The following is a 22158-nucleotide window of genomic DNA, read 5'->3' on the forward strand; positions in this document are numbered from 1 at the left end:
GATACGCCACTGTTTATCGAGCGGGAGTAACACATCCCTGTTTTGACTGCTTACAGGACTCTACGACACGATCAATTCCCTCTGGCACTTCACCTGCCCAGCCTTTATTGACCAAAATCACTTTTGAACCGTGGTCTCCGACATTCTTGACGTGCAGATCTTCAATCGAATCAGAGTAAGCATCCAATAACTGAACAATGTAGTAACGGCTATCGGTACGAGGAATATCTATCACCATCGGGCCCGACAAATCGAGATCGTAGTGAGCTTGTGAGTAGAGCGTATCGTTGTTGACAGTAGGCACAATTCTATCCTGAGGCCCAGATAGAACGCGTGTCTTACCCATCTCATTCAATGGTGCCATGGCGTTGTCCATCGGCGCGTCAACCGATGTGGTTGTTTGCCTAACCGCCGCCACGGTTAATGGACCCGTACCGTAGATAAACGCTTGAACACCTAAGTTGTAAGCGAGCTCTTCTTCAGGATTAATAGATTGTTGGGCAAGGGATGGCATCGCGATAATACTGGACAAAGAACACACTAAACTGGTCAGTACACTTTTCTTATAGAGCAGCTTTCTCATGGAAAACCTTAGATCGTAGGAACAGAGTTAGGCATTTATCATATGAGTAAGTGAGATTAAGGAGTGTAATAGCCGATATTAAGGATGTTAATACGCTATTTTTGTTATTTAACTCATTGCTTTATTTGATGTTTTTTTGAAGTGGAAAGGCGCTTGGATAGCGTGTGTTAATAGGGCGACTGAGGCGCTATTGTTTGATTGATTTGCGGTTGATATGTTGACAAAAAAGTACGGGAATCAATATGAACACATCAACTCATCCTTTTAGCTTATTCATTAAAGCCGAAGGGGCTCAGTGCAATCTGGATTGTAGCTACTGCTATTACCTCAATAGACAAGATGGCGACAAAAGGTCTTCGATGTCTCTGGACATGATGGAGCAAATTGTCGGTGCTCATATCGACGCGCAGCCAATGAAAGCTCAGCAAGTGGACTTTATCTGGCATGGTGGCGAGCCCATGTTAAGAGGGCTCGATTTCTATGAAACAGCAATGAAAGCACAGGCAAGCAAAGCGACGAAAAAGCGTGTCGTAAATACCATGCAGACCAATGGCACCATGATTAACGATCGCTGGGCGAGCTTCTTTGCTAAACACAATTTCATGATGGGCATCAGTATCGATGGACCCAATATTCTGAATGACATCGCTCGGATTGATAAAAATGGTCAGTCGTCTTTTGAGCGCACAATGCGTGGAATGTCTTATCTGAAAAAGCATGATGTTGAGTTTAATACGTTAACGGTCGTGAATAATAAAACCTACAAACATGGTAAAACGATTTATCAGTTTTTGGTTGAAAATGGCAGTGGTTATATGCAGTTTCAGCCTTGTATCGATCATGAATTAGATAGGCGAACAGGGCATGATTGGTCGAATCATGGACCTTGGCGGTGACGATTCTGCAACCGCTCAAAAGCTCATGGATCAATGGAACATTAGGACTTTGTCGGAATACTTAGGTCAGAAAGGTCCAGATCCCGTTGTTCGCGAATATCCAGATCCTAAAGACTCTAATTGGGTTGAACGAACCAATTTTATTTTGTCTGAAGGAACGATGAAGGCACATGACCAAAAGCTTCTTGAGCAATTTAAGCAACTTGGTTTAGGTGACTCTGATTTAGGCAACGTCAGTAATCCATTTACGGTAGATCAGCTTCGTATGATCGAGTCTGGCCAAAAAGAGGGGCTGGAACGAATCACTAATGCGGGCTTTGATGATTCTCGTGACGTATTAGGCACTCGCGATGAAATGACAAAGGTTCCAAGCTTTCAACACGCCTACGGTACGTTGATGGGCCAATGGGGGCTGCCTGCAAAGCACACTATGTATAGCGGTGACTTCTTTGATAGTGAAGGTGCTGCGCTCGATGGTGGAAAATATGATTACACGGTGACCTTCGATGCGCCACCGCTAGAAGAGGGTGGTTTTTGGTCATACACGGCTTACAGTGGTGAAACCCGATTGATGGAGAAAAACGAGTTAAACCGCCATTCCCGTGGAGACAGAACGCTAACGCCTAATGCTGATGGCAGTTACACCATTTACATGAGTAGCGATGTAAAAGGGCATGAAGATGATCCTAACTTCTTACCTATCCCCGATCATCAATGGTATTCAGTGTTACGTATGTACACGCCCGGTGAAGAGGTCATAACAGACAAGTGGAAATCGACACCGTTTACTAAGGTCAAGAAATCCACGATAAAGTGATGACTTAGATCGCCTGTTTAAATCAGCCAATGAGTGAAAAAGCGCAGAGCGTAAATAATAACGAACTTAGAAAGCTGAACTTTGAGAAATTGAAGTTCTGCTTTTTGTAAACATAGGTTCGTTGGCTAATGAAGCGATACTTTTTCATTAACCAAGGCTTTAGCGGTAGGTGAGGCTTTCTTCTATGTAAAACACCGAATCTCACCGACTGATGTTGTAAGTTTGTGAATCTTAATTGTCTATATTCTAGGCTGTGTACTGGATCTCATTTGTTATTTGAGTCCCTTGCTAAGGTAAATAATGAATGTGTACTACCAATCACTTTATTCAACTTAAGAGGTTTCTATACTAGGTGAAAATCACTCTCTTGTTCACGAATTTCCTGAAATGAAAGACAAAATTGCTGAGCTTGCTAAAACTGACGATGGCTTTGCAGCAGATATGAAGACATACGACAACCTTGATAAAGAGATTCGTAAACTAGAGCTGAAAGATTCACCCATTGATGACGGCTCGATGCACCAATTGAAGCATGATCGTTCTGAGCTTAAAGATTCACTGCATGCTCGCTTAATAGCCTAGCTAGCGGGTTGTTTTGCTGAATAGCTAAATTAAATAGTTAGTTAGCGAATTGCAGATTTAGACTATAAAAACTCCTTCGGGAGTTTTTTTCGTTTCTGCGTTCCAGTCTCTATCTCAACGCATAAGAATATTTGGATACAATAAAACCGTAGATGTAGGCAAACCCAATTAGCATTAAGGTTTTGTAAATAGGGTGGGTATAAAAAAGCTTAGCGCGGGGGACGCTAAGCTTGGTTGTTAAGTATGTTCTTGAACCATGTTTAGGCTGGTGGAATTAGCCCACTTGAGAAAAGCTCACTACCTTTCTTTGTAGTTTCTCTTTCAGGTAATCCGTTACTGCATGCTGCTCTGATTCACTCATGTACAGACCAAGCTTGGTTCTGCGCCACAAGATGTCTTCGTCAGTCATCGCCATCTCTTCATTGATCAAGTAATCGATCTCAACTTGATAAACGCCATGCGCTTCGTTTGAAAATTGGCTGCCAAGGTCAGCTTCGCTATTTGCGCCCTCAAGTAGCTTCCACGTGTAAGTACCAAATTGAGTCACGTAGCGAAGTAACAACGCTTCAGATGCCCAAGGGTATTTAGTGTGGATCATCTTCGCAAGTTGCTCTCTGCTGCAACTAAAGTTACCACCTGGAAGCGTGTCGTTAGCTGTCCATGGTGCCCCCATGTTGGTTAGGTGTGGCTCAAGTTTCTTAAGTGCCGCTTCGCCGAGTTTTCGGTAAGTGGTTAACTTGCCACCGAAAACCGAAAGCAAAGGTGCTTGATCCAGCTCTGCGTCCAATTCCAACGTGTAGTCACGAGTGATCGCTTGTGGTGAATCGGATTCGTCGTCACAAAGCGGTCTTACACCACTGTATGTCCAAACCACGTCTTCACGGCCAAGCTGTTTAACAAAGTGCTGGTTAACGATATCAATCAAGTAATCCACTTCGACATCATCAATTGCGACATTACGTGGGTCGCCTTTGTATTCAAGGTCGGTGGTACCGATGATCGAGAACTTATCTAGGTAAGGGATCATGAACACAATGCGATTGTCTTTGTTTTGCAGAATGTACGCTTGTGGTTCATCGTGAATGCGTGGCACAACAATGTGCGAGCCTTTGATCAGACGAATATTACGAGGCGAAGCCTGCTCTAATCCATCATCGAAGAATTGCTTAACCCAAGGGCCAGCTGCGTTAACCAGTGCTTTCGATTTACGTTCAAAACGCTGGTTTGTCATGACATCAAGGATCGTCACATGCCAAATACCACCTTCGCGGTGCGCTTTTTCAACACGGCAGTAGTTACGTACTTCTGCGTTGTTTTCTTTTGCTGCCAACACGTTGAGCAATACCATACGAGCATCATCCACCCAGCAATCTGAGTATTCGAAGCCTGTCTTCATTTCTGGTTTCAGTAGCCCTGATTTTGCTAGGTTGACGGCCTTACTTCCAGGAAGAGTGGTGCGCTTACCCAAGTTATCGTAAAGGAATAGGCCACAGCGAATCATCCAAGCTGGGCGTAAAAATGGTCGATGAGGTAAACGGAAACGCATTGGCTGAGCAACGTGAGGCGCTTTTCTTAACAAGACTTCACGTTCAGCGAGTGCTTCCGAAACCAAACGAAATTCGTAATGTTCAAGGTAGCGTAGGCCACCGTGGATAAGCTTTGAGCTAGCGGAAGACGTCGCAGACGCGAAATCATTTGCTTCGTATAAGCCAACGTTTAGACCACGACCTGATGCATCTGCCGCGATGCCTGCACCATTGATGCCGCCGCCAATCACGATCAAGTCTAAAGTGGAAGATGTACTGTTGTTTGAATTATTTTGTTGAGCACTCATGGTTTTGACCTCTTCTGAGCGAACGAGCATTTTAGAACATAATTGAATCCTATATGAACTTTCGTTTGCGGTCATTTATTATTTTCGTTTATGCGCGTTTTATGTGATTTGGGCATAAAAAAACCTCTGCTTATGAAAGCAGAGGTTCAAATAAGTCTAATTCGAGCATAGAAGCGACAGTGGTAGTGAGCAAGTTTTACTTTTTTAACTTTTCTATAAAGAATCGTGATTCATTATAGAAAGTGGCTCACCGAGCACTTATGTGAGTTATTCGCTCACAGGACGAGCGGTATTGATCACTTCTAATGGTATTGCTGAATCTTTAAGGATGTTGAGAATCTCTTCTGGTGGCTGTTTATTGGTAAAGACCATGTGCGCTTGAGAGATATTACCGAGCTTAACCATCGCGTTACGGCCAAACTTGGTGTGGTCGACGGCTAAGAAGATGCTGCGACTGTTTTCGATGATAGCTTGTTTCACACGAACTTCGTGGTAATCAAAGTCGAGCAGTGAGCCATCAAAGTCGATGCCGCTGATGCCCAAAATACCGAAATCAAGGCGGAACTGCTTCACGAAATCGAGTGTCGCTTCGCCAACTATGCCGCCATCACGGTTTCTCACTTCGCCACCCGCCAAGATAACCTTGATCTCTGGGTTCGGTAGAAGGATGCTGGCAACGTTGATGTTGTTGGTGACGACTCTTAGTTGTTTGTGGTTTTTGTTGAGTGCGCGTGCCACCGATTCTGGCGTGGTACCGATATCAACGAATAGGGTTGCACCATCTGGGATGTGCTTAACTAGTTCGTCGGCGATCACGTCTTTTTCGTTGAAGTTAAGCGCTTTACGCGTGTTATACGAGGTATTTTCCGAGCTTAAAGGAATGGTTGCACCACCATGATAGCGACGAATTTTGTTGCTATCGGCAAGTTCATTGAGGTCTCGTCTGATGGTTTGTGGGCTGACATCGAACTTTTCAACGAGCTCTTCGGTACTTACATATCCTTGTGTTTTTACCAGATCTACAATCTGCTGGTGTCTTGGTATCTGCTTCACTTAACTTACCACTCCCTGCGCGCAAAGGGCTCTAGCGCGTCAAAATCGAAAATATAAACTCACGCTATTGTGCTCGAATTGATGAAAAGAGAGAAGTAATGATGGTAAGGAATCATGTCTAAACCGCAAAAACGCTGCGCAAAACGCGGAATTTGAGCCTGAAACGCAAAAAAGAGCACAAAATAGTGCTCTTTTTAGTTTCGTTTGCTGAGGTTCGAACAATCTAGTCGATTAGATTACTCGGGTTCCTAGGTCAGCGGCTAATGATTAACGATTAGCTGAATAATCAGTATTACTCGTTGTCATCGTCATCGTGCAGCTCAGACCAAACCTGTGCACACTTGATAGCACGTTTCCAACCTTTGTAACGGCGGTTACGCTTTTCTTCGTCGTGGTGCGGCATGAATGTGCGGTCAAGAACGGCTTTGTCTTGAAGCTCATCAATGCTGTCCCAGAAACCAACCGCTAGGCCGGCAAGGTAAGCGGCGCCCAGAGCGGTTACTTCCGTTACTTCAGGGCGGTGAACTTCAGTATCCAGCACGTCTGATTGGAATTGCATTAGGAAGTTATTCGCTACTGCGCCGCCATCAACACGTAGTTTCGCTAGCTTGATGCCAGAGTCAGCTTGCATTGCGTCAAGTACGTCACGCGTTTGGTAAGCAATACCTTCCAACGTTGCACGGATGATGTGGTTAGAGTTAACACCACGAGTCAGGCCAACAATCGTACCGCGAGCGTAAGCATCCCAGTATGGTGCGCCTAAACCAGTAAACGCAGGGACTACGTAAACGCCGTTTGAAGAATCTACTTTGGTTGCGAAGTACTCAGAGTCTTCTGCGCCAGCCAGCAGCTTCATTTCATCACGTAGCCATTGGATTGATGCGCCGCCCATGAATACTGCACCTTCGAGTGCGTATGCAGGCTCGCCTTTAGGACCACATGCTAGCGTTGTTAGTAGGCCGTTCTTCGACGTTACTTTCTCTTGGCCAGTGTTCATTAGAAGGAAACAACCTGTGCCGTAAGTGTTCTTAGCTTGGCCTGCTTCTACACACATTTGACCGTAAAGTGCAGCTTGTTGGTCACCCGCAATACCCGCGATTGGGATACGAGTACCGCCTTTACCACCAAGGTTCGTTTGACCGTAAACCTCAGAAGAGCGCTTCACTTCAGGCATCATGATTGCGGGAATGCCCATTTCATCAAGTAGCTTCTGATCCCAGCATAGGTCATTGATGTTGAACAACATAGTACGTGACGCGTTGGTGTAATCCGTAACGTGTACACGTCCTTGAGTCATTTTCCAAACCAACCAAGTATCAACTGTACCGAACAGTAATTTGCCAGCTTCAGCGTCTTCGCGAGCGCCTTCAACGTTGTCTAGAATCCATTTTACTTTGGTACCTGAGAAATACGGGTCAAGGACTAAGCCAGTATTGTCACGTACGTAGTCTTCTAGGCCACGCGCTTTTAGGTCTTCACAGATGTCTGCAGTACGGCGACACTGCCATACGATTGCGTTATAAACAGGCTTGCCTGTCTCTTTGTTCCAAACAATGGTGGTTTCACGTTGGTTCGTGATACCAATGCCCGCTAGCTCATCGCTGCGGATGCCTGCTTTAGCAAGAGCTTCAACCAATGTAGAGCTTTGAGTCGCCCAGATTTCCATTGGATCATGCTCAACCCAACCCGCTTTCGGGTAAATCTGAGTGAATTCTCGTTGAGAAGAACTAACGATGTTTGCATCGTGATCGAGGATTACAGCGCGAGAACTTGTGGTGCCTTGGTCTAGGGCAACAATGTATTTTTGCTCGGTCATGGTAAGAATCCTTTTTCTTTCGTTATTTATATTTTAGTAAATGTAAGGTCGCTTAGGGATTAAGCTTGAGCTTGAGCTTGTTCAGCTTCTTCTTCTGTTTCACATTGGTTTGGAATTGTGCAGCCTTGGCCTTCTACTGGTAGGTAAGCACCGATAACACGTGGGTACAACCAACCACCAAAACACGCACCAGCAATTGGAGCAAGAATTGGAACGATGAAGTAAGGAATATCACGAGCACCGCTTAGTGCGAAATCCCAACCTGCAAAGTAAGCGAACAGTTTTGGTCCGAAGTCACGAGCAGGGTTCATTGCAAAGCCCGTCAGTGGACCTAAAGAACCACCGATAACCGCGATAAGAATACCGATCAGTAGAGGGTTCATTGCACCGCGAGACGCGCCGTTGTTCTCATCACCTAACGCTAAAATGGCAAACATCAACACTGCAGTAATCACGAATTCCACAGCAAAAGCGCCGAAGAAAGAAAGTGAAGCATGTGGGTAAGTCGAGAAGATACCAGCAGTTGATAGTGCGTCTTGGCTGCTACGAACAAAGTTATGTGCGATTTCGTAGTCAGTAAATAGGTTGCTGTACAGGCTGTAAACCAATGCTGCAGAGCAGAAAGCGCCAAGCAGTTGCGAAATGATGTAAGGCACCACTTTCGCTTTATCGAAGCCATGGAACATGGCCAGTGCAATCGTTACGGCTGGGTTGATGTGTGCGCCTGAAACGCCGGCAGTACAGTAAATTGCAATCGCAACACCGAAGCCCCAGATGATGCTGATTTCCCATTGTCCGAATGTCGCACCGGTCAGTACCAGTGCTGCCACACAGCCAACGCCGAAGAATATGAGTAATCCTGTGCCGATAAATTCAGCCAAGCATTGCCCAAATAAAGAAGGGTGTTTGTTTGTTGTCATGTTCGAGTCCTTTTTAGTTTTGCTTATCTAGCACGTGTATTGTGCATATATTTGCGAACTCGAAAATAAACGAACATCAAAAGTGAGCGTTTGAGCATAAAATTGTTAATTAAAGTCACTTGAAATGTTAATCCGAACACTTTTGCTCGAAAAAGATGCTCGCATGAACGTCATTGCTCGAATTGATAGGTTGCGAAGCCGCTCAAACTACCTATATGTAAATGAATGCGCAACTGGTACGAGGAGTTTATGTTTGGATTTGTGATGCTACTTCGTGAGTGGCGGATTATTAGACTTAATTAGGGAGGGCTGTGTGATGTTTTTGCTATGTAACAAGGGCGTTAACAAATGAGCTCATATGCATAAATGAATAAACTGCCAACTATGTTGTAGTTTGGCAGTTTTAATAGTTAGTCAGTTCATGGCTTTTAACTTGCCGTAGTTGGTTAACAACAAGTTATAAAGAATTGTCTACGATCGGTGTTTGAGACTCTAGTTATTGAACGATGTTTGATATTGAATTAATCAAATACGGATACTCAGGTACAGCCTAAGTTCGATCTTCTCTCGCAATAGATATGATAATTTTATTACCCTATCTGTTGTTTCCAGAGTTTGGCATAAAGCCCTTCTTTCTCAACCAGCTCATCGTGAGTTCCGTTTTCACACACTTGGCCTTTATCAAGAACTAGAATGTTATCCGCATGACGAAGAGTGTTGAGGCGGTGTGCGATGCTAATTACGGTTCTACCTCGACAGATCTCGTCCATGTTGCTCATGATGGCAGCTTCAGAGTTATAATCGAGAGCAGAAGTCGCTTCATCAAGCAGCAAAATTCGAGGGTTTACGAGTAAGGCTCTTGCCAATGCGACACGTTGACGCTGACCACCAGATAGAGAAGAGCCTTTCTCACCAACAGGTTGATCGAATCCGTGGGGAAGCTCTTCAATAAATTCTAGAGCGCCAGCAAGTTGCGCTGCGTGGCGCATCTCTTCATCTGAAGCTTGTGGCTTACTTAGGCGAATGTTATCTGCAACACTTCCTGAGAAAAGAATGCTGTCTTGCAACACAACACTCATATTGCGGCGTAACGATATAGGGTCCGCGATAGCTAGGTCCATACCGTCGACCAACACTTGACCATGCTGGGGAACATACAAGCGTTGTAGTAGCCGGGTTATGGTGCTTTTCCCTGAGCCCGATGGGCCTGTAATACCGATAAATTGCCCTGGTTTTATTTCTAATGAGAGGTTAGCTAGTACCTCTGGAGCGTCTTCGTGGTAACGGAATCTAATGTTGTGAAACTCTATGCCACCATTGAGTTCAGGGACAGAAGCTAGCCCCTGTTTACTGTTTTCTTTTGGTTCATCAAGAATGTCACCCACTCGCTTCAATGCAATGAGAGTATGTTGAAAGTCTTGCCAAATTTGAGCAAGTCTAAGTACCGGTTGGGTAACATGACCAGCTAACATATTGAATGCGACCAATTCACCGGGCGTTAGCTCACCATTTAGTACAGCGCTGACTCCCCACCATAGCAATAATGCGGCGGTAAGCTTTTGGATAAGTGCGATGCTTTGCCCTGCGATTAACCCAGACTTTTGAGCATCGAAACTACGCTTTAGTTGCTGGCTGAGTATGCGTTGCCATTGATGTAAGAATCGATGTTCAGTCGCAGTTGTTTTAATGGTTTCAATGCCTGTTACTGCTTCAGTTAAAAAGGTTGTGGCGTCGGCGTCTGATTCGTATTCTGATTCCACTTTTTTTCTTATTAAGGGGCCAGCGATAAGCCAAAGTAAGAAGTAGATGATCAATGAACCGATGACTAACCAAGTCAGAGTACTAGCATAGTGGAACATGACGGCGATAAAGACAGCCACAAAAATTAAGTCGAGTACTAACATTAACGTCGAACCCGTTAAAAACTGACGGATTTGTGCCATTTCACGAACTCGCGCAATGATTTGCCCGGTTTGTCTCTGCTTAAAATAAGTGAGTGGAAGGCCAACTAAGTGACGATAAAGGCGCCCTGATAGCTCAGCATTAACCTGACTCGCCAAATGACCAAAGACGGTATTGCGTAAGTAGCTGTATGCTGGTTCAGCAATAGCTAATGCGAGCATGGCCATTGCGAGCACATGAAGACTTGATAAACTGCGACCTACTAGTACTTTGTCGATGACATTTTGAAATAGCAACGGGCTTACTAGTGCGAATATCTGAAGTGCAATAGCATAGAAAAACACATCACGCATCTGGCTTTTTTGACGCCAAATAGAGGGGGCAAACCAACTAAGGCCAAATTTCACTTCTTTGTTACTTAGTCTTTCATCCGCGACCAGCATTACCTTGTACATCGATAATTGACTACTCAGACTAAGCTCACTCTGTTGGTCTAATTGAGTGGTTGGGTCATATAAAAGAGAGGAACCATCGGCTGACTTTGTGAGCACTTTCCAACTATTGTCGATTTCAATTAAAACGGGTAGTGGAAGGGTATCTAACTCGTTTGATTTTACTTTCGTTACTTGACTTTTCAGGCCGATATAATCCGCCGCTTCCCTTATTTGCATGTCGCTCAAATTGGAATGATTGACACCCAATGCATGTTTTAGCTGTGTTTTAGTCGATTTCTTGTGAAAGTGATTTCCGGCATAAACGACGGCGTCTATTCCGCCATTATCTTTTGTGGCAGATATATCTTGATTGCTAGAGGTATCTTGAGTGCAAGATGTATCTTGGGCGATAGGCACATCTTGTGTTGTTGATAAGGTCATATCCATTCTCATCTCTCTCGTAGCGACTCAGCTTGGTATTCACGTATTGGGCTAAGTATATAGTCGATAACTCGGCGCTTATCCGTTTTGATTTCCGCAACAACGGACATACCAGGCGTTAGCTCAACGCTTTCTCCGTTAATTAAGATATTGTTATTGATGAGTTTAACTTGGGCTGGGAAAACAAGCCCTAGACGTTCATCCGTGGTCGAATCACGAGAAATACTTAACAACTCCGCTTCGATAGTGCCGTAGCGAGTATATGGAAACGCATCTACTTTGACGGTCACTGACTGTCCGGGATAAACAAAACCTACATCTTTGTTGAGAATCTGTATCTCTGCTTGCTGAACGGAATTTCCAGGGACAATAATCATCAAGTTTTGTGCAGGTTGAAGTACCGCGCCTAGCGTGTAAATGCTGAGTTGCTGCACCGTGCCATCGACAGGGGAGCGGATTATTTCTAATTGTTCACGCTCACGAACTTTAGATAACTCCTGAGCTAACCCAACCAACTGCAACTTTGCTTGCTTTCGTTTCTCAAGCCACTCTCTTTGCTTTTGTGCTTTGAAACCGGTTAACCTCTCTTCAAGGCTGTGATATTGGGATTTCAAAACCTCTAATTCAGCTCGCTGCTGAGACACTTGACGCTGAACCTCCAGTAGCTCTTTTTCTTGCTCTAGATACTCTACGTGTCCAATGACTTTTATTTGATTCAACGTTTTTCGTGCCGCGAGTCTTTGGCTAATATTTTCGGTCAACTGGATTAAAGCGTTGATATCGCTTTGACGGGCTGCCTGTGATGCATTGTTGACGTGCATTTCTGCCTTGATACTTGCAAGAGTCGACTCGTACTCGCGTTTCTCGCTAAGGTGGTTTTCATTGATTAATGTCTGCTGTGCCGATGGTAAGGTCGAAAATAGAAGGTCTTTAGAGAGTGGAAGGCCACTGTTCAGAGATCGATAGCGAACTAACTCATTTGTCTGATATTCGGATTGAGTGATGAGACGTGTAATATCTTGATTAATGCCTAGGGTGTCGAGAGTAAGAAGTGGCGCGCCTTTATCAACTCGCTGCCCGTCCTTAACGTGAATGGAGAGGACTCTACTTTGTTCATAAGATTGAATTACTTGTGAACGTCCAGAGACAACGAAACGCCCGGTTGCTGTCGCTTGTACGTCCAGTTTTCCCCAATACGCCCAAAGCAATACCGCCATTACCCCTAGGCTAAGAGTGATTGCCGTTAAACGAGCAAATGGTGAAGGAGGGCGCTGTGACAAAGCGAGGTGTGCAGGCAAAAACTCGTAGTGGTTCTCTGCAGCTTGGTTGAACTTGAATCTAGCCAAGAATTGCTTGATTACGCTTTTCATGCGTTTGAATCCTCTTGTTTGAGCTCTTGTTGAAGTTGCCACAACTGTTTGTACTGTTTACCCAACGTTAATAATTGTTGGTGGCTGCCTTGCTCGACGATACTCCCTTGGTGAAGAACAATAATTCGATCACAATCTCGTACGGTGGATAATCGGTGAGCGATAGTAATGACCGTTCGGCCCTTTGCGATGTTCGCCATATTGGATTGAATCAACGCCTGTGATTCATCGTCAAGTGCACTAGTAGCTTCATCTAAAATAATGATTTTGGGGTTAGAAAGCAGAGTTCGTGCAATCGCGAGCCGTTGCTTCTGCCCGCCAGAAAGAGATTGCCCGCCTTCGGCTAATATCGTGTCATAGCCAATTGGGAGCTTCATAATAAACTCGTGGGCTCCAGAGAGCTTCGCCGCTTCGATAACCTCTTCTAAGCTTGCCTCAGGTTTTGATTGGGCAATATTCTCGCAAACGCTTTTGTTAAATAAATAGTTTTCTTGCAGCACTATGCCGATTTGTTGGCGCAGTTGCTGAATACTAATTTGATTCAGTGGAGTGTCATCAACCGCGATTAACCCTTGCTCTGGGTTGTATAGTCGCAGTAATAATCGAGCTAAGGTGCTTTTCCCAGAACCAGATGTGCCGACAACGCCTAAGGTTTCTCCTGCTTGTATATCCAAAGATAAATTATGGAGAGTAGGAGGGGTATCAAGTTGGTAACGAAACAGAACGTTTTTGAAAGAAATAGCCCCTTGCATTGTCACCATGTCGTTACCTGTATGTTGTTCTACCGGCAAATTGAGCATGTCTCCTAATTTCTCTAACGCTACGCGGGTTTGAATAAACTGCCCCCAAAGTTCGACCATACGAGATAAGGGTTGAGCGATGTGATTCGTCATCATGTTGAAGGCAATGAGTTGGCCAATAGTCATCTCCAATGACAATACTTCAGTTGCTCCTAGCCATAAAATACCGACACTGGTTACCTTCTGTATAAGTTGAACAGCATGATTAGAGCGATTGTTGATTTGTTGGACTACGTATCCAGTAGAAACCATTTTTTCTGTTTGTTCGTCCCAACGGCGAACAAAGCGTGGCTCTACGGCTAAGCTTTTTAGAGTTTCACTGCCAGCCACTGTTTCTGTTAGAAATGAGGTGTTTGCAGCAGCATGTGTAAATTGCTCTTCTACCGCTGTTTGCATTCGAGGCGTAAGCCACCAAGCGAGCAATACATAAAGAGGAATGGTTGCAATAAATAACCATGTGAGGGTCGACGAAAGTAAGCTCATTACGTAGAGAAAGACAAACATGAACAAGAACTCGACAGTTAAAGTGAACATAGAGCCTGTCAAAAATTCTCGTACGGTATCGAGCTCACGCACTCGAGTTACGATAGCGCCTACTTGGCGTGTTTTGAAGAACATCAAAGGAAGGCCAAGTAAGTGTTTTACTAATTTAAGCCCCAATTGAATATCAATTCTATTGGCTGTGTGCGCATATTGATATTCGCGCAAGCCGCGAAGTATAACCTCTACAATGCCAGTGATCACAAGCCCTATCACAAGCACGTCAAGGGTTGACCAAGCTTGATGTACAAGCACTTTATCCATCACAACCTGAAAAAATAGCGGTGAGATTAAGGCGAGTATTTGCAATACAAAAGAAAACAAAAAAATTTCCCCGAGTATTCTTTTGTGTTGCAAAAACTCAGGAATGAACCAGGTGATATCAAAACGTGATTGAGGTTGTTTTATTTCAAGCCAACTTTTATTCCATATCGAGTTGATTTTATCATAAGAAATAACTTCAGGAGATTCTTTATTAGGGTTTTGTATTAAACAAGATCCTTTATTAGTCTTAGCTAAAATAAATGGTAACCCTTGAGCATCAAATAGAATAACAGGTGTTGTTATATTGTTAATTTTTTTTGTTTTTGAGCGTTTAATTACAACATTAACTTTGTTGTTTATTTGTATTTTCTTTAATTCATCGTTGAAGTTTTTTGATTCTTCAGTTGTGTTCTTTATATTAGTTATGTCTTTTTTTACGCCTAAAATACTCAAGTATAGGTTTATACATTTCAGGGTTAGAACTTCATTTTGTGTCATTATTTAAGCTTCATTGCTGATTTTTATGATGTTTAAAAAAGGGCGGCATAGTATCAGCACCTTAGAAACTCTTCAAATTTATATTTACTAATAAGAAAAATAAAACATGCAACATTTTTCTTGGAAAATGCATTGTTTATTTTTTTTATTATGATAATGAGATTTTTAAGTTTTTCAATTAATAGAATATATACTCTAAAACAAAAATAAAAGTAAGTTGATTCAAGTTTTTTTGAGGTGTAAAATTAATTTATAAAACGCAACTAATTCTTATTTTGTGTTTTTCTATTTTAATAATAGTTGTTTCCAAGGCTAATCAAGCCGTTGTATATAATTAATCGGGTTTAATTTATGACAGAAAAGTTTGTTCAAACAGTATCTAGTGTTAATTACAATAAAGGTGTTTTCTCTCTTTATTTCGTAGGTCAAGATCAAAACAATATGGCTAGCGGCGTAATGGCTGAAAATGATGGTGACCTCGAACTTAAACAAGTCGTTCATATGCCAGCTTCTGGTTTTATGTATATGGTCTCAATGGTTAAAAATATGCTCGAAGATCCTCGCATGTCGGCAGAATTTGACAAGCTAGTTGCAGCAGGTTTTTTACCTTCAGACGAGCCTAATGTTGAGCAGACTGAAGAAGTGCAGACAGAAGAAAAACTTGCGCCAAAGAAGAGAGCTTCTAAAGCTAAATAATAGCTGTATTCGGTGATATAGAGCCTATGTCTATTACACATCAATCAGCAAATCTTACCTTAGCTCAAATTAAAAATTTAATTGGTGGGGTGATGTTGTTAAGTCAGCATTCTCCTCTCCACAGCAGATACGTTGTTGCTGAATGGCAGCAGCGCATTATGCCGGCGTTTGAGCTAAACCAGTTTTGCTATTACGAAGATGAACAAGGTCGCCCAATTGCATTTTGTAATTGGGCGTTTTTGTCTGAGCAGAGTCGAGATGCACTGCTATCAGGGAATCGAGAAATCTCTTTATCTGACTGGCGGTCCGGTCAGCATATTTATATTCCAGAGATGATAGCGCCATTCGGGCATGGTCGAGAGGTCGTAAATGACCTTCGACGCCGTGTATTCCTTCCGTGGAAGGGGCAGAAAGTTTGCACTGTCCGCGGCAAGGTCGATGTTCAAAATGATCGCTGTATCAGAAAAGTACAGTGGTTTTCTATTTAACCCAAATTTAGAGTTTTTTTTATGGGAAAACCATTTTGGAGAAGTGTTGAATACTTCTTTACAGGGAACTATTCTGCCGATGAAGGTAACAACAACATTGTTGCTATCGGTTTTGGCGGCGAAATACATGCTCGTGGAGGTGATGATCACGTCACTGTCGGTTCAATTGGGGCGACGGTTTATACGGGTAGCGGAAATGATACGGTAGTAGGTGGTGCGGCATATCTAAGAGTAGAAGACTCTGTTGGCAACCTAAATGTACAAGGTGCTGCCGGGTATGCGGACATTAACAAAAGTGGCGATGGGAACGTTTCATTTGCTGGCGCTGCTGGTGGAGTATCTATTGATCATCTAGGTAATCGCGGTGACGTAAATTATGGCGGTGTTGCTGCATATAATGGGATAACCCGTAAAGGTCTAAGTGGTAATGTGACGTTTGGTGGTGCTGGTGGCTATAACAGCCTTTGGCATGAAACAAATCAAGGTAATTTATCCTTTACTGGAGCTGGGGCCGGAAACAAACTTGACCGAACTTGGTTCAATAAATACCAGGGTTCTCGCGGTAATGTGACGTTTGATGGTGTTGGTGCTGCCAACAGTATTAGCTCACGAGTAGAAACGGGTAATATCACTTTCCGTGGTGCTGGTGCCGATAACCATCTCGTACGAAAAGGTAAAGTCGGTGATATAACATTGCAGGGTGCGGGCGCATCAAACCGTATTGAACGTACGCGACAATCGGATGATGTCTATGTGGAAACACGTGGCAACATTCGTTTTGAAGGAGTTGGTGGATACAACAGTATCTATTCTGATGTGGCACACGGTGATATTCATTTCTCTGGAGGCGGGGCTTACAACAAGATTACCCGTAAAGGGTCTGGTAACGATTTCAAAGGCGAAGGGTTAGCCAATGCCAATGCCGATGAAATCGTGCTTACTAAGGCTGTAATGAGTGGCTCTTGGGTTGGTCAAAATCATCAAGTAACTGGCATCAGCTCATCTCGTGAACCTAATACTTACCTGTTTGCATTCGCAGACGATACTTATACAAAAATCAACAAAGTTCAGCTTCGTAACGATCCTCAAACTGGCTTGTTAGAGTACTACTCTACCGCTTGGTATAAAGCGGGTAATCACCTTGATAACTTATCAGATCTAGATATCTCTTCTCAGGGAGGGTTCAATGCTGTCAACATTAATGGCGCGTATACACTATCTGATCTTACGGTGGAACATCAACAGCCAGTAACCGTTCATGCTATTGAGAAAGACCTGACTGAATATGAATGGGTTACATACGCAAACGGTGCCTTAATCGATGCTGAAGATGTTGTTTTGGCCGATGCAAAAATGGGTGGCCATGCTATTTCTACAAATGGCACCACAGTTGATGTTAAAGGTGTTAAGTCAAATCGTAAATCAAACACGTATGTATATGCGAAAGTGCTTGGCCCTTATACAAAAATTGTGGTGGTTGAATTAGCGAATGATTCAGAAACTGGCGAGTTAAAGTACCAGGCCCGTTCTTGGTACAAAGAAGGTAATTACACCGGAAATTTGGCCAATGAAGATATTTCGTCAGCAAATGGTTATCACTCAATGGGTCGAGGTGGATATTCGCTGAGTGATCTTCAGTACAGTGTAAATGCGGTAAGAAGTACTAGCGAAACGGTCGCAGATATTGACGAGTACAATGAACAAGCATTGATCAAACCTGCTACAGATACCGGTGAAAGCTCAGGAGATGTGCGTTTTAATGGTGTTGGTGGTGGTAACGTCATCAAATCCAATGTTACCCGCGGTGATGTTCATTTTAATGGTGGAGGGATTGCCAACGTTATCCTTCACAGCTCTAAGTTTGGTGATACTGAATTTATTGGTGGTGGCGCGGCTAACGTTATTGTTAAAAGTGGCGATGAAGGCGATCTCACTTTCCGTGGTGCTGGTTTGGCTAACGTATTAGTCCATCAGAGCAAGCAAGGCAAAATGGATGTCTATGCAGGCGGTGCGGTCAATGTATTGGTTCGTATTGGTGATGGCGAATATTTAGCTCACTTACTTGCTTATGGCAATATTTCAGTTCACAAAGGTAACGGTAATAGTCGTTTGACTATGCTAGGCGGCTACAACACGCACACCCAAATTGGTTCTGGCAACGGGCTGTGGTTAGCGGTCGGTGGCTTTAATGTCATGACACAGGTTGGTAAGGGTGACATCGCATCTGTACTTGTCGGTGGCGCGAATGTCATGACTAAAGTGGGTGACGGTGACCTCACGGCAGGTATGCTTGGTGGTGCCAATATCATTACTCATATTAGCGGTGATGATACGGCCTCAAATACGACCGCAGTCGCACTTGGTGGTGCAAACATCCTAACCAAAAAAGGCAATGGCAATGCGCTTGCCGTTATGGGAGGAGGCGCTAACGTACTTACACATGTTGGTGATGGCTCGACAACTGGCGTCATGGTTGGTGGGGCGAACATTCTAACCAAGGTGGGCGATGGTGATACCACTGGCATTATGTTGGGTATTGGTAACGTACTGACTCATGTCGGCGATGGCCAAACAATTGGCGTAATGGGTGCTGCGGGTAATATCTTCACCAAAGTAGGCGACGGCACTTCAATAGCAGCTATGATCGGCGTAGGCAATATCTTCACTCACGTTGGTGAAGGGAACGCATGGGCGCTAATGGGTGGCCTAGGCAATGTATTTACCAAGGTTGGTCATGGTGATGCATTAGCGCTTATGGTCGCGGAAGCCAATGTCTTTACGCACATTGGTGACGGTACAACAGTCGCATTAATGGTGGCGAAAGGTAATATCGCAACCAAAGTGGGCAATGGTACTTCGATAGCCGCGATGGTAGGTAACGCAAATATATTCACTCAGGTGGGTAATGGCAGCACGTTTGCTGCAATGCTTGGCCAAGCCAATATCATGACTAAAGTGGGTAATGACCTAACTGCTGCATTAATGATCGGTAAAGCGAATATCTATACTCACGTTGGTGATGGCACAAGCTTAGGTTTATTTGCTGGCGAACTAAACGTGATGACGAAAGTGGGTAATGGAACAACCTTAGCCGCGATGTTTGGTAAAGCAAACATTATGACTCACGTAGGAGATGGTCTTACTGGCGTACTAGCCCTTGGTGAAGCGAATATCATAACGAAAGTCGGTGATGACTTCATGGGTGTTGTCGCAGCTGCGAAAGCAAACGTAGTGACCCATGTTGGTGATGCAACAACCGCAGCTGTGTTGGCGGGTAAAGGTAATATCTTAACCAAAGTTGGCGAAGGAACCACCGTTGGTTTACTGATATCAAAAGTGGGCAATGTCATGACCCATGTGGGTGATGGTACGACTATTGGTTTGGCGAAAGGTAAAGCTAACATCATCACAAAAGTGGGCGATGGATTAGGCGTTAACGTGGCCTGGGGACAAGCAAATATCTTCACTCACGTCGGTGACGGTGATCGATACAACTTCGCCAAAGGTGAAGCGAACATCATTACCAAAGTAGGTGATGGCCAAGAAGTTTCTGTGGTTCAAGGTAAGGCGAATGTCATTACTCACGTCGGTAATGGCGATGATTACACGGGAGCTTGGGGCAAAGCGAATATCATTACGAAAGTGGGTGATGGCCGTAATGTTGTTTTAGCGAAAGGTGAAGCGAACATCATTACTCAAGTGGGTGACGGAGATAGCTTCAACGCACTTTGGAGCAAGGGCAATATTGTCACTAAAGTCGGTGATGGTATGCAGGTCACGGCGGCGAAAGGTAAAGCTAACATTACGACAACCGTGGGTAATGGCCTGAGTGTAACGGCGGCCTATGGTGATGCGAATATCAACACCAAAATTGGTGACGGTATTTCAGTTAACGTTGCATGGGGCAAATATAACGTCAACACCAAAGTGGGTGACGGTCTAAATGTTGCGGTGATGAAAGGCAAAGCAAACGTGAATATTCACGTAGGTGATGGCTTAGGGATTAACGCTTCTTATGCCAGAAATAACGTTGCTATCAAAGTGGGTAACGGTGATTTCTATAGCCTAGCCGTCGCGTCAAGTAACACGAGCAGCAATAAGCTTTCCGCACTGTTTGATAATATTAAACAGACTCTTCTTGGAGTGGGTGGCAGCCAAGCGATTAATTACCTAGTTCAAGGTGATGAAGCTTCGTCATCAGGAATTCAGAAAGGGCGAGGTGCTATTTCAACGCCTGAAATCACGAAACTTGATGGTTTCGCTCTGGATGAAATCGAAGAAGTAGGTTCCGATCTAGGAGACGGGCTAAGTGGAAGCGTGACTAACGTTGAAACGCCTGATCTCAGCAGCATGGAAAATGAACTCAACATCGAAGAGTCTTCAGATCAAGCGCAAGCACCTAACCTGATAGTTAATGGCGATTTTGAACAAGGTGGCGACGGTTGGGAATCTACTCATGGCGTAGAAGCATCATATTCAAGTAGCGCTTATGGCGTAAGTGGCGAAGGCCATGGCTCACGTGTAACAGAGCTAGATACTTATACTAATACAAGTCTTTCTCAAGATTTAACGGATTTAGCGGAAGGTGAAGTCATTGCGGTTAGCTTTGATTTTGCGAAGCGTGCAGGCATTTCAAGTAACGAAGGCATAGAGGTTCTCTGGAACGGTGATGTTGTATTCTCAACCTCTGGCGATGAAGCAGCTTGGCAACAAAAAACACTTAAGTTGACTGCAAATTCTGGCAGCAACCGAATAGAATTCAAAGGCACAGGCCATAATGATGGGTTGGGCTATGTTTTAGATAATGTGGTGGCGAAATCTGAAACGTCACACCAAGCTAATGCTGTTGCCGATAATGCGGAACAAAATCAAGCTGCAAAAAATGCAATGTCTGACAAAGAACGAGCGGAAGCCGATCGCCAGCGTTTAGAGCAAGAAAAGCAGAAACAACTTGAAGCTGTATCAGGTTCTCAGGCTCAATTAGAATCAACCGATCAAGAAGCATTAGAGAGTAATGGTCAAGCGCAGCGCGACGCTGTGAACGAAGAGTCTAAAGCGGTAACTAAAGATTTAACGGCAATGGCTCAAGGCCTTGATGTACTTGACAACAAAGCTGAGTATACGGGAGTGTCTGGTGATCATTGGCGCGATCGTTTTGCTGGTGGTCTTCTAAAGGATGTACAAACCCAATTAGACAATGCCAAAGATGTGTCTGGCGAGCAGATCGCCGATGCGAAACAGGCTCATAAAGACAACCAAAAGAACGTCAACGATTCGGTGGCTAAATCAGAAGCAGGCGTTGCGAAAGGCGAAGATAATCGTTCTAGTGCAGAGCAAGATATTGCGGACGCTAAAGCCGATGCTGATGCACGTAAAGCAGAAGCGACCACGAAAACCAATGAAGCTAAACAAGCTGAATCGAATGCCAATAATTCAGCTAGAGACGCTGAAGAACGTGGTAATAGTGATGCAAGAAATGCTGAAAATAAAGCACATCAAGCACAAGCGGACGCGAAAGGTTCTAAGCAAAATGAAAGTGACCGCCCTGATCGTCAAGGTGCCTCTGGCAGCGGCTTATCTAATGAAAGTCACTTTACTCAAAGTGAAGAGACAACCAGTAGCGATGTCGACACGGTAAATCCACAGAGTGCCGACGGTCGATTCAGTGAAGGATTAACCGATCAAGAACAAGAAGCGTTAGACGGTGCGGTACAAGCCGTAAATCGACTACAAATCAATGCAGGCATTCGTTCTAAAAATACCGGAAGCTCAGTCACTTCTCTGTTCACTGAGAGCAATGCCGATAGCATTGTGCTGCCAACTACGCACTCTCAGGATGTGGCTCGAAAAGAGATCCGTATTTCAGGGGTTAATCTTTACGGGTTGGGCGAAACGGCTGATGTTTCAGCTTCGATAACGAAAAACGTAGACGGTTTTAAATTCTCATTACTTGGTCCTGACGATGTGAGATTTGTCGACTCGACTAAGAGACATCTTGGCAAACTTTCAACTGATTTACCTAGCAAAGAGCTGAAAGCTGTAAGAAGTCACATTCAGTCAATTCAGCGTATTCCATCTGAAAGTAACCTTGCTGTATTAGAGCTAGCTGTTGAACAATGGCAGCAAAATAATCCGAAAGAATTTGCTCAACGCGGTGAGATGGTTAAGACACTTCAGTTTGAAATTGTGTCGTTGCAAAGCCATATTCAGAAAAACCGTTCGAA

The 22158-nt window shown here is 44.0% G+C and carries 11 protein-coding genes and 3 pseudogenes; 6 read left to right on the plus strand and 8 right to left on the minus strand.

Annotated elements, in window-relative coordinates; genetic code table 11:
* Positions 1 to 55: 55 nt before the first annotated feature.
* Positions 56 to 583: pseudogene (locus K08M4_RS15500) on the minus strand (DUF1254 domain-containing protein); the annotation flags it as partial.
* A 242-nt stretch (positions 584 to 825) separates the two neighbouring features.
* On the opposite strand from K08M4_RS15500, the gene K08M4_RS15505 reads away from it, so the two are divergent.
* From K08M4_RS15505 to K08M4_RS15515, 3 genes are all read left to right on the plus strand, one after another.
* Positions 826 to 1479: a radical SAM protein gene (locus K08M4_RS15505; protein ID WP_198299345.1), complete on the plus strand. Its 654-nt coding sequence runs from the start codon at positions 826 to 828 to the stop codon at positions 1477 to 1479.
* Positions 1448 to 2296 (plus strand): DUF1214 domain-containing protein, encoded by an 849-nt coding sequence (locus tag K08M4_RS15510; protein WP_232460253.1) that lies wholly within the window; start codon positions 1448 to 1450, stop codon positions 2294 to 2296. The genes K08M4_RS15505 and K08M4_RS15510 overlap by 32 nt, the downstream gene beginning before the upstream one ends.
* A gap of 345 nt (positions 2297 to 2641) precedes the next feature.
* On the plus strand, positions 2642 to 2878 hold the full coding sequence (locus K08M4_RS15515; protein WP_012600119.1) for an HP1242/YdcH family protein: 237 nt from the start codon (positions 2642 to 2644) through the stop codon (positions 2876 to 2878).
* A gap of 274 nt (positions 2879 to 3152) precedes the next feature.
* Here K08M4_RS15515 and glpD read toward each other — a convergent pair whose 3' ends face one another.
* From glpD to K08M4_RS15550, 7 genes and pseudogenes are all read right to left on the minus strand, one after another.
* Positions 3153 to 4712 (minus strand): glycerol-3-phosphate dehydrogenase, encoded by a 1560-nt coding sequence (gene glpD / locus K08M4_RS15520; RefSeq protein WP_086051486.1) that lies wholly within the window; start codon positions 4710 to 4712, stop codon positions 3153 to 3155.
* 267 nt (positions 4713 to 4979) lie between these two features.
* The gene (locus K08M4_RS15525) at positions 4980 to 5765 is read right to left on the minus strand and encodes a DeoR/GlpR family transcriptional regulator (RefSeq protein ID WP_086050526.1); all 786 of its coding nucleotides are present in this window, start codon (positions 5763 to 5765) and stop codon (positions 4980 to 4982) included.
* A gap of 292 nt (positions 5766 to 6057) precedes the next feature.
* A complete protein-coding gene (glpK, locus tag K08M4_RS15530; protein ID WP_004732235.1) occupies positions 6058 to 7581 on the minus strand; it encodes a glycerol kinase GlpK in 1524 nt (507 codons plus the stop codon).
* 59 nt (positions 7582 to 7640) lie between these two features.
* Positions 7641 to 8501 (minus strand): MIP/aquaporin family protein, encoded by an 861-nt coding sequence (locus K08M4_RS15535; RefSeq protein ID WP_086050527.1) that lies wholly within the window; start codon positions 8499 to 8501, stop codon positions 7641 to 7643.
* Positions 8502 to 9091: 590 nt separating this feature from the next.
* Positions 9092 to 11182, minus strand: a pseudogene (locus K08M4_RS15540) (type I secretion system permease/ATPase); the annotation flags it as partial.
* A 104-nt stretch (positions 11183 to 11286) separates the two neighbouring features.
* Entirely contained in the window at positions 11287 to 12648 is a 1362-nt protein-coding gene (locus K08M4_RS15545; RefSeq protein WP_004732228.1) for an HlyD family type I secretion periplasmic adaptor subunit, read from the minus strand.
* On the minus strand, positions 12645 to 14750 hold the full coding sequence (locus K08M4_RS15550; RefSeq protein ID WP_086050528.1) for a peptidase domain-containing ABC transporter: 2106 nt from the start codon (positions 14748 to 14750) through the stop codon (positions 12645 to 12647). Before K08M4_RS15550 ends, K08M4_RS15545 begins: the two co-directional genes overlap by 4 nt.
* Before the next feature lie 351 nt (positions 14751 to 15101).
* On the opposite strand from K08M4_RS15550, the gene rtxH reads away from it, so the two are divergent.
* From rtxH to rtxA, 3 genes and pseudogenes are all read left to right on the plus strand, one after another.
* Entirely contained in the window at positions 15102 to 15446 is a 345-nt protein-coding gene (gene rtxH, locus K08M4_RS15555) for a protein RtxH (protein ID WP_086050529.1), read from the plus strand.
* A gap of 26 nt (positions 15447 to 15472) precedes the next feature.
* On the plus strand, positions 15473 to 15934 hold the full coding sequence (gene rtxC, locus K08M4_RS15560; RefSeq protein WP_017078533.1) for an RTX toxin-activating lysine-acyltransferase RtxC: 462 nt from the start codon (positions 15473 to 15475) through the stop codon (positions 15932 to 15934).
* A gap of 21 nt (positions 15935 to 15955) precedes the next feature.
* Positions 15956 to 21625 (plus strand): annotated as a pseudogene (gene rtxA / locus K08M4_RS22485) (MARTX multifunctional-autoprocessing repeats-in-toxin holotoxin RtxA); the annotation flags it as partial.
* Positions 21626 to 22158 lie beyond the last annotated feature (533 nt).

The sequence above is a fragment of the Vibrio syngnathi genome (assembly GCF_002119525.1).
In the GTDB taxonomy this organism is placed as follows: Bacteria; Pseudomonadota; Gammaproteobacteria; order Enterobacterales; family Vibrionaceae; genus Vibrio; species Vibrio syngnathi.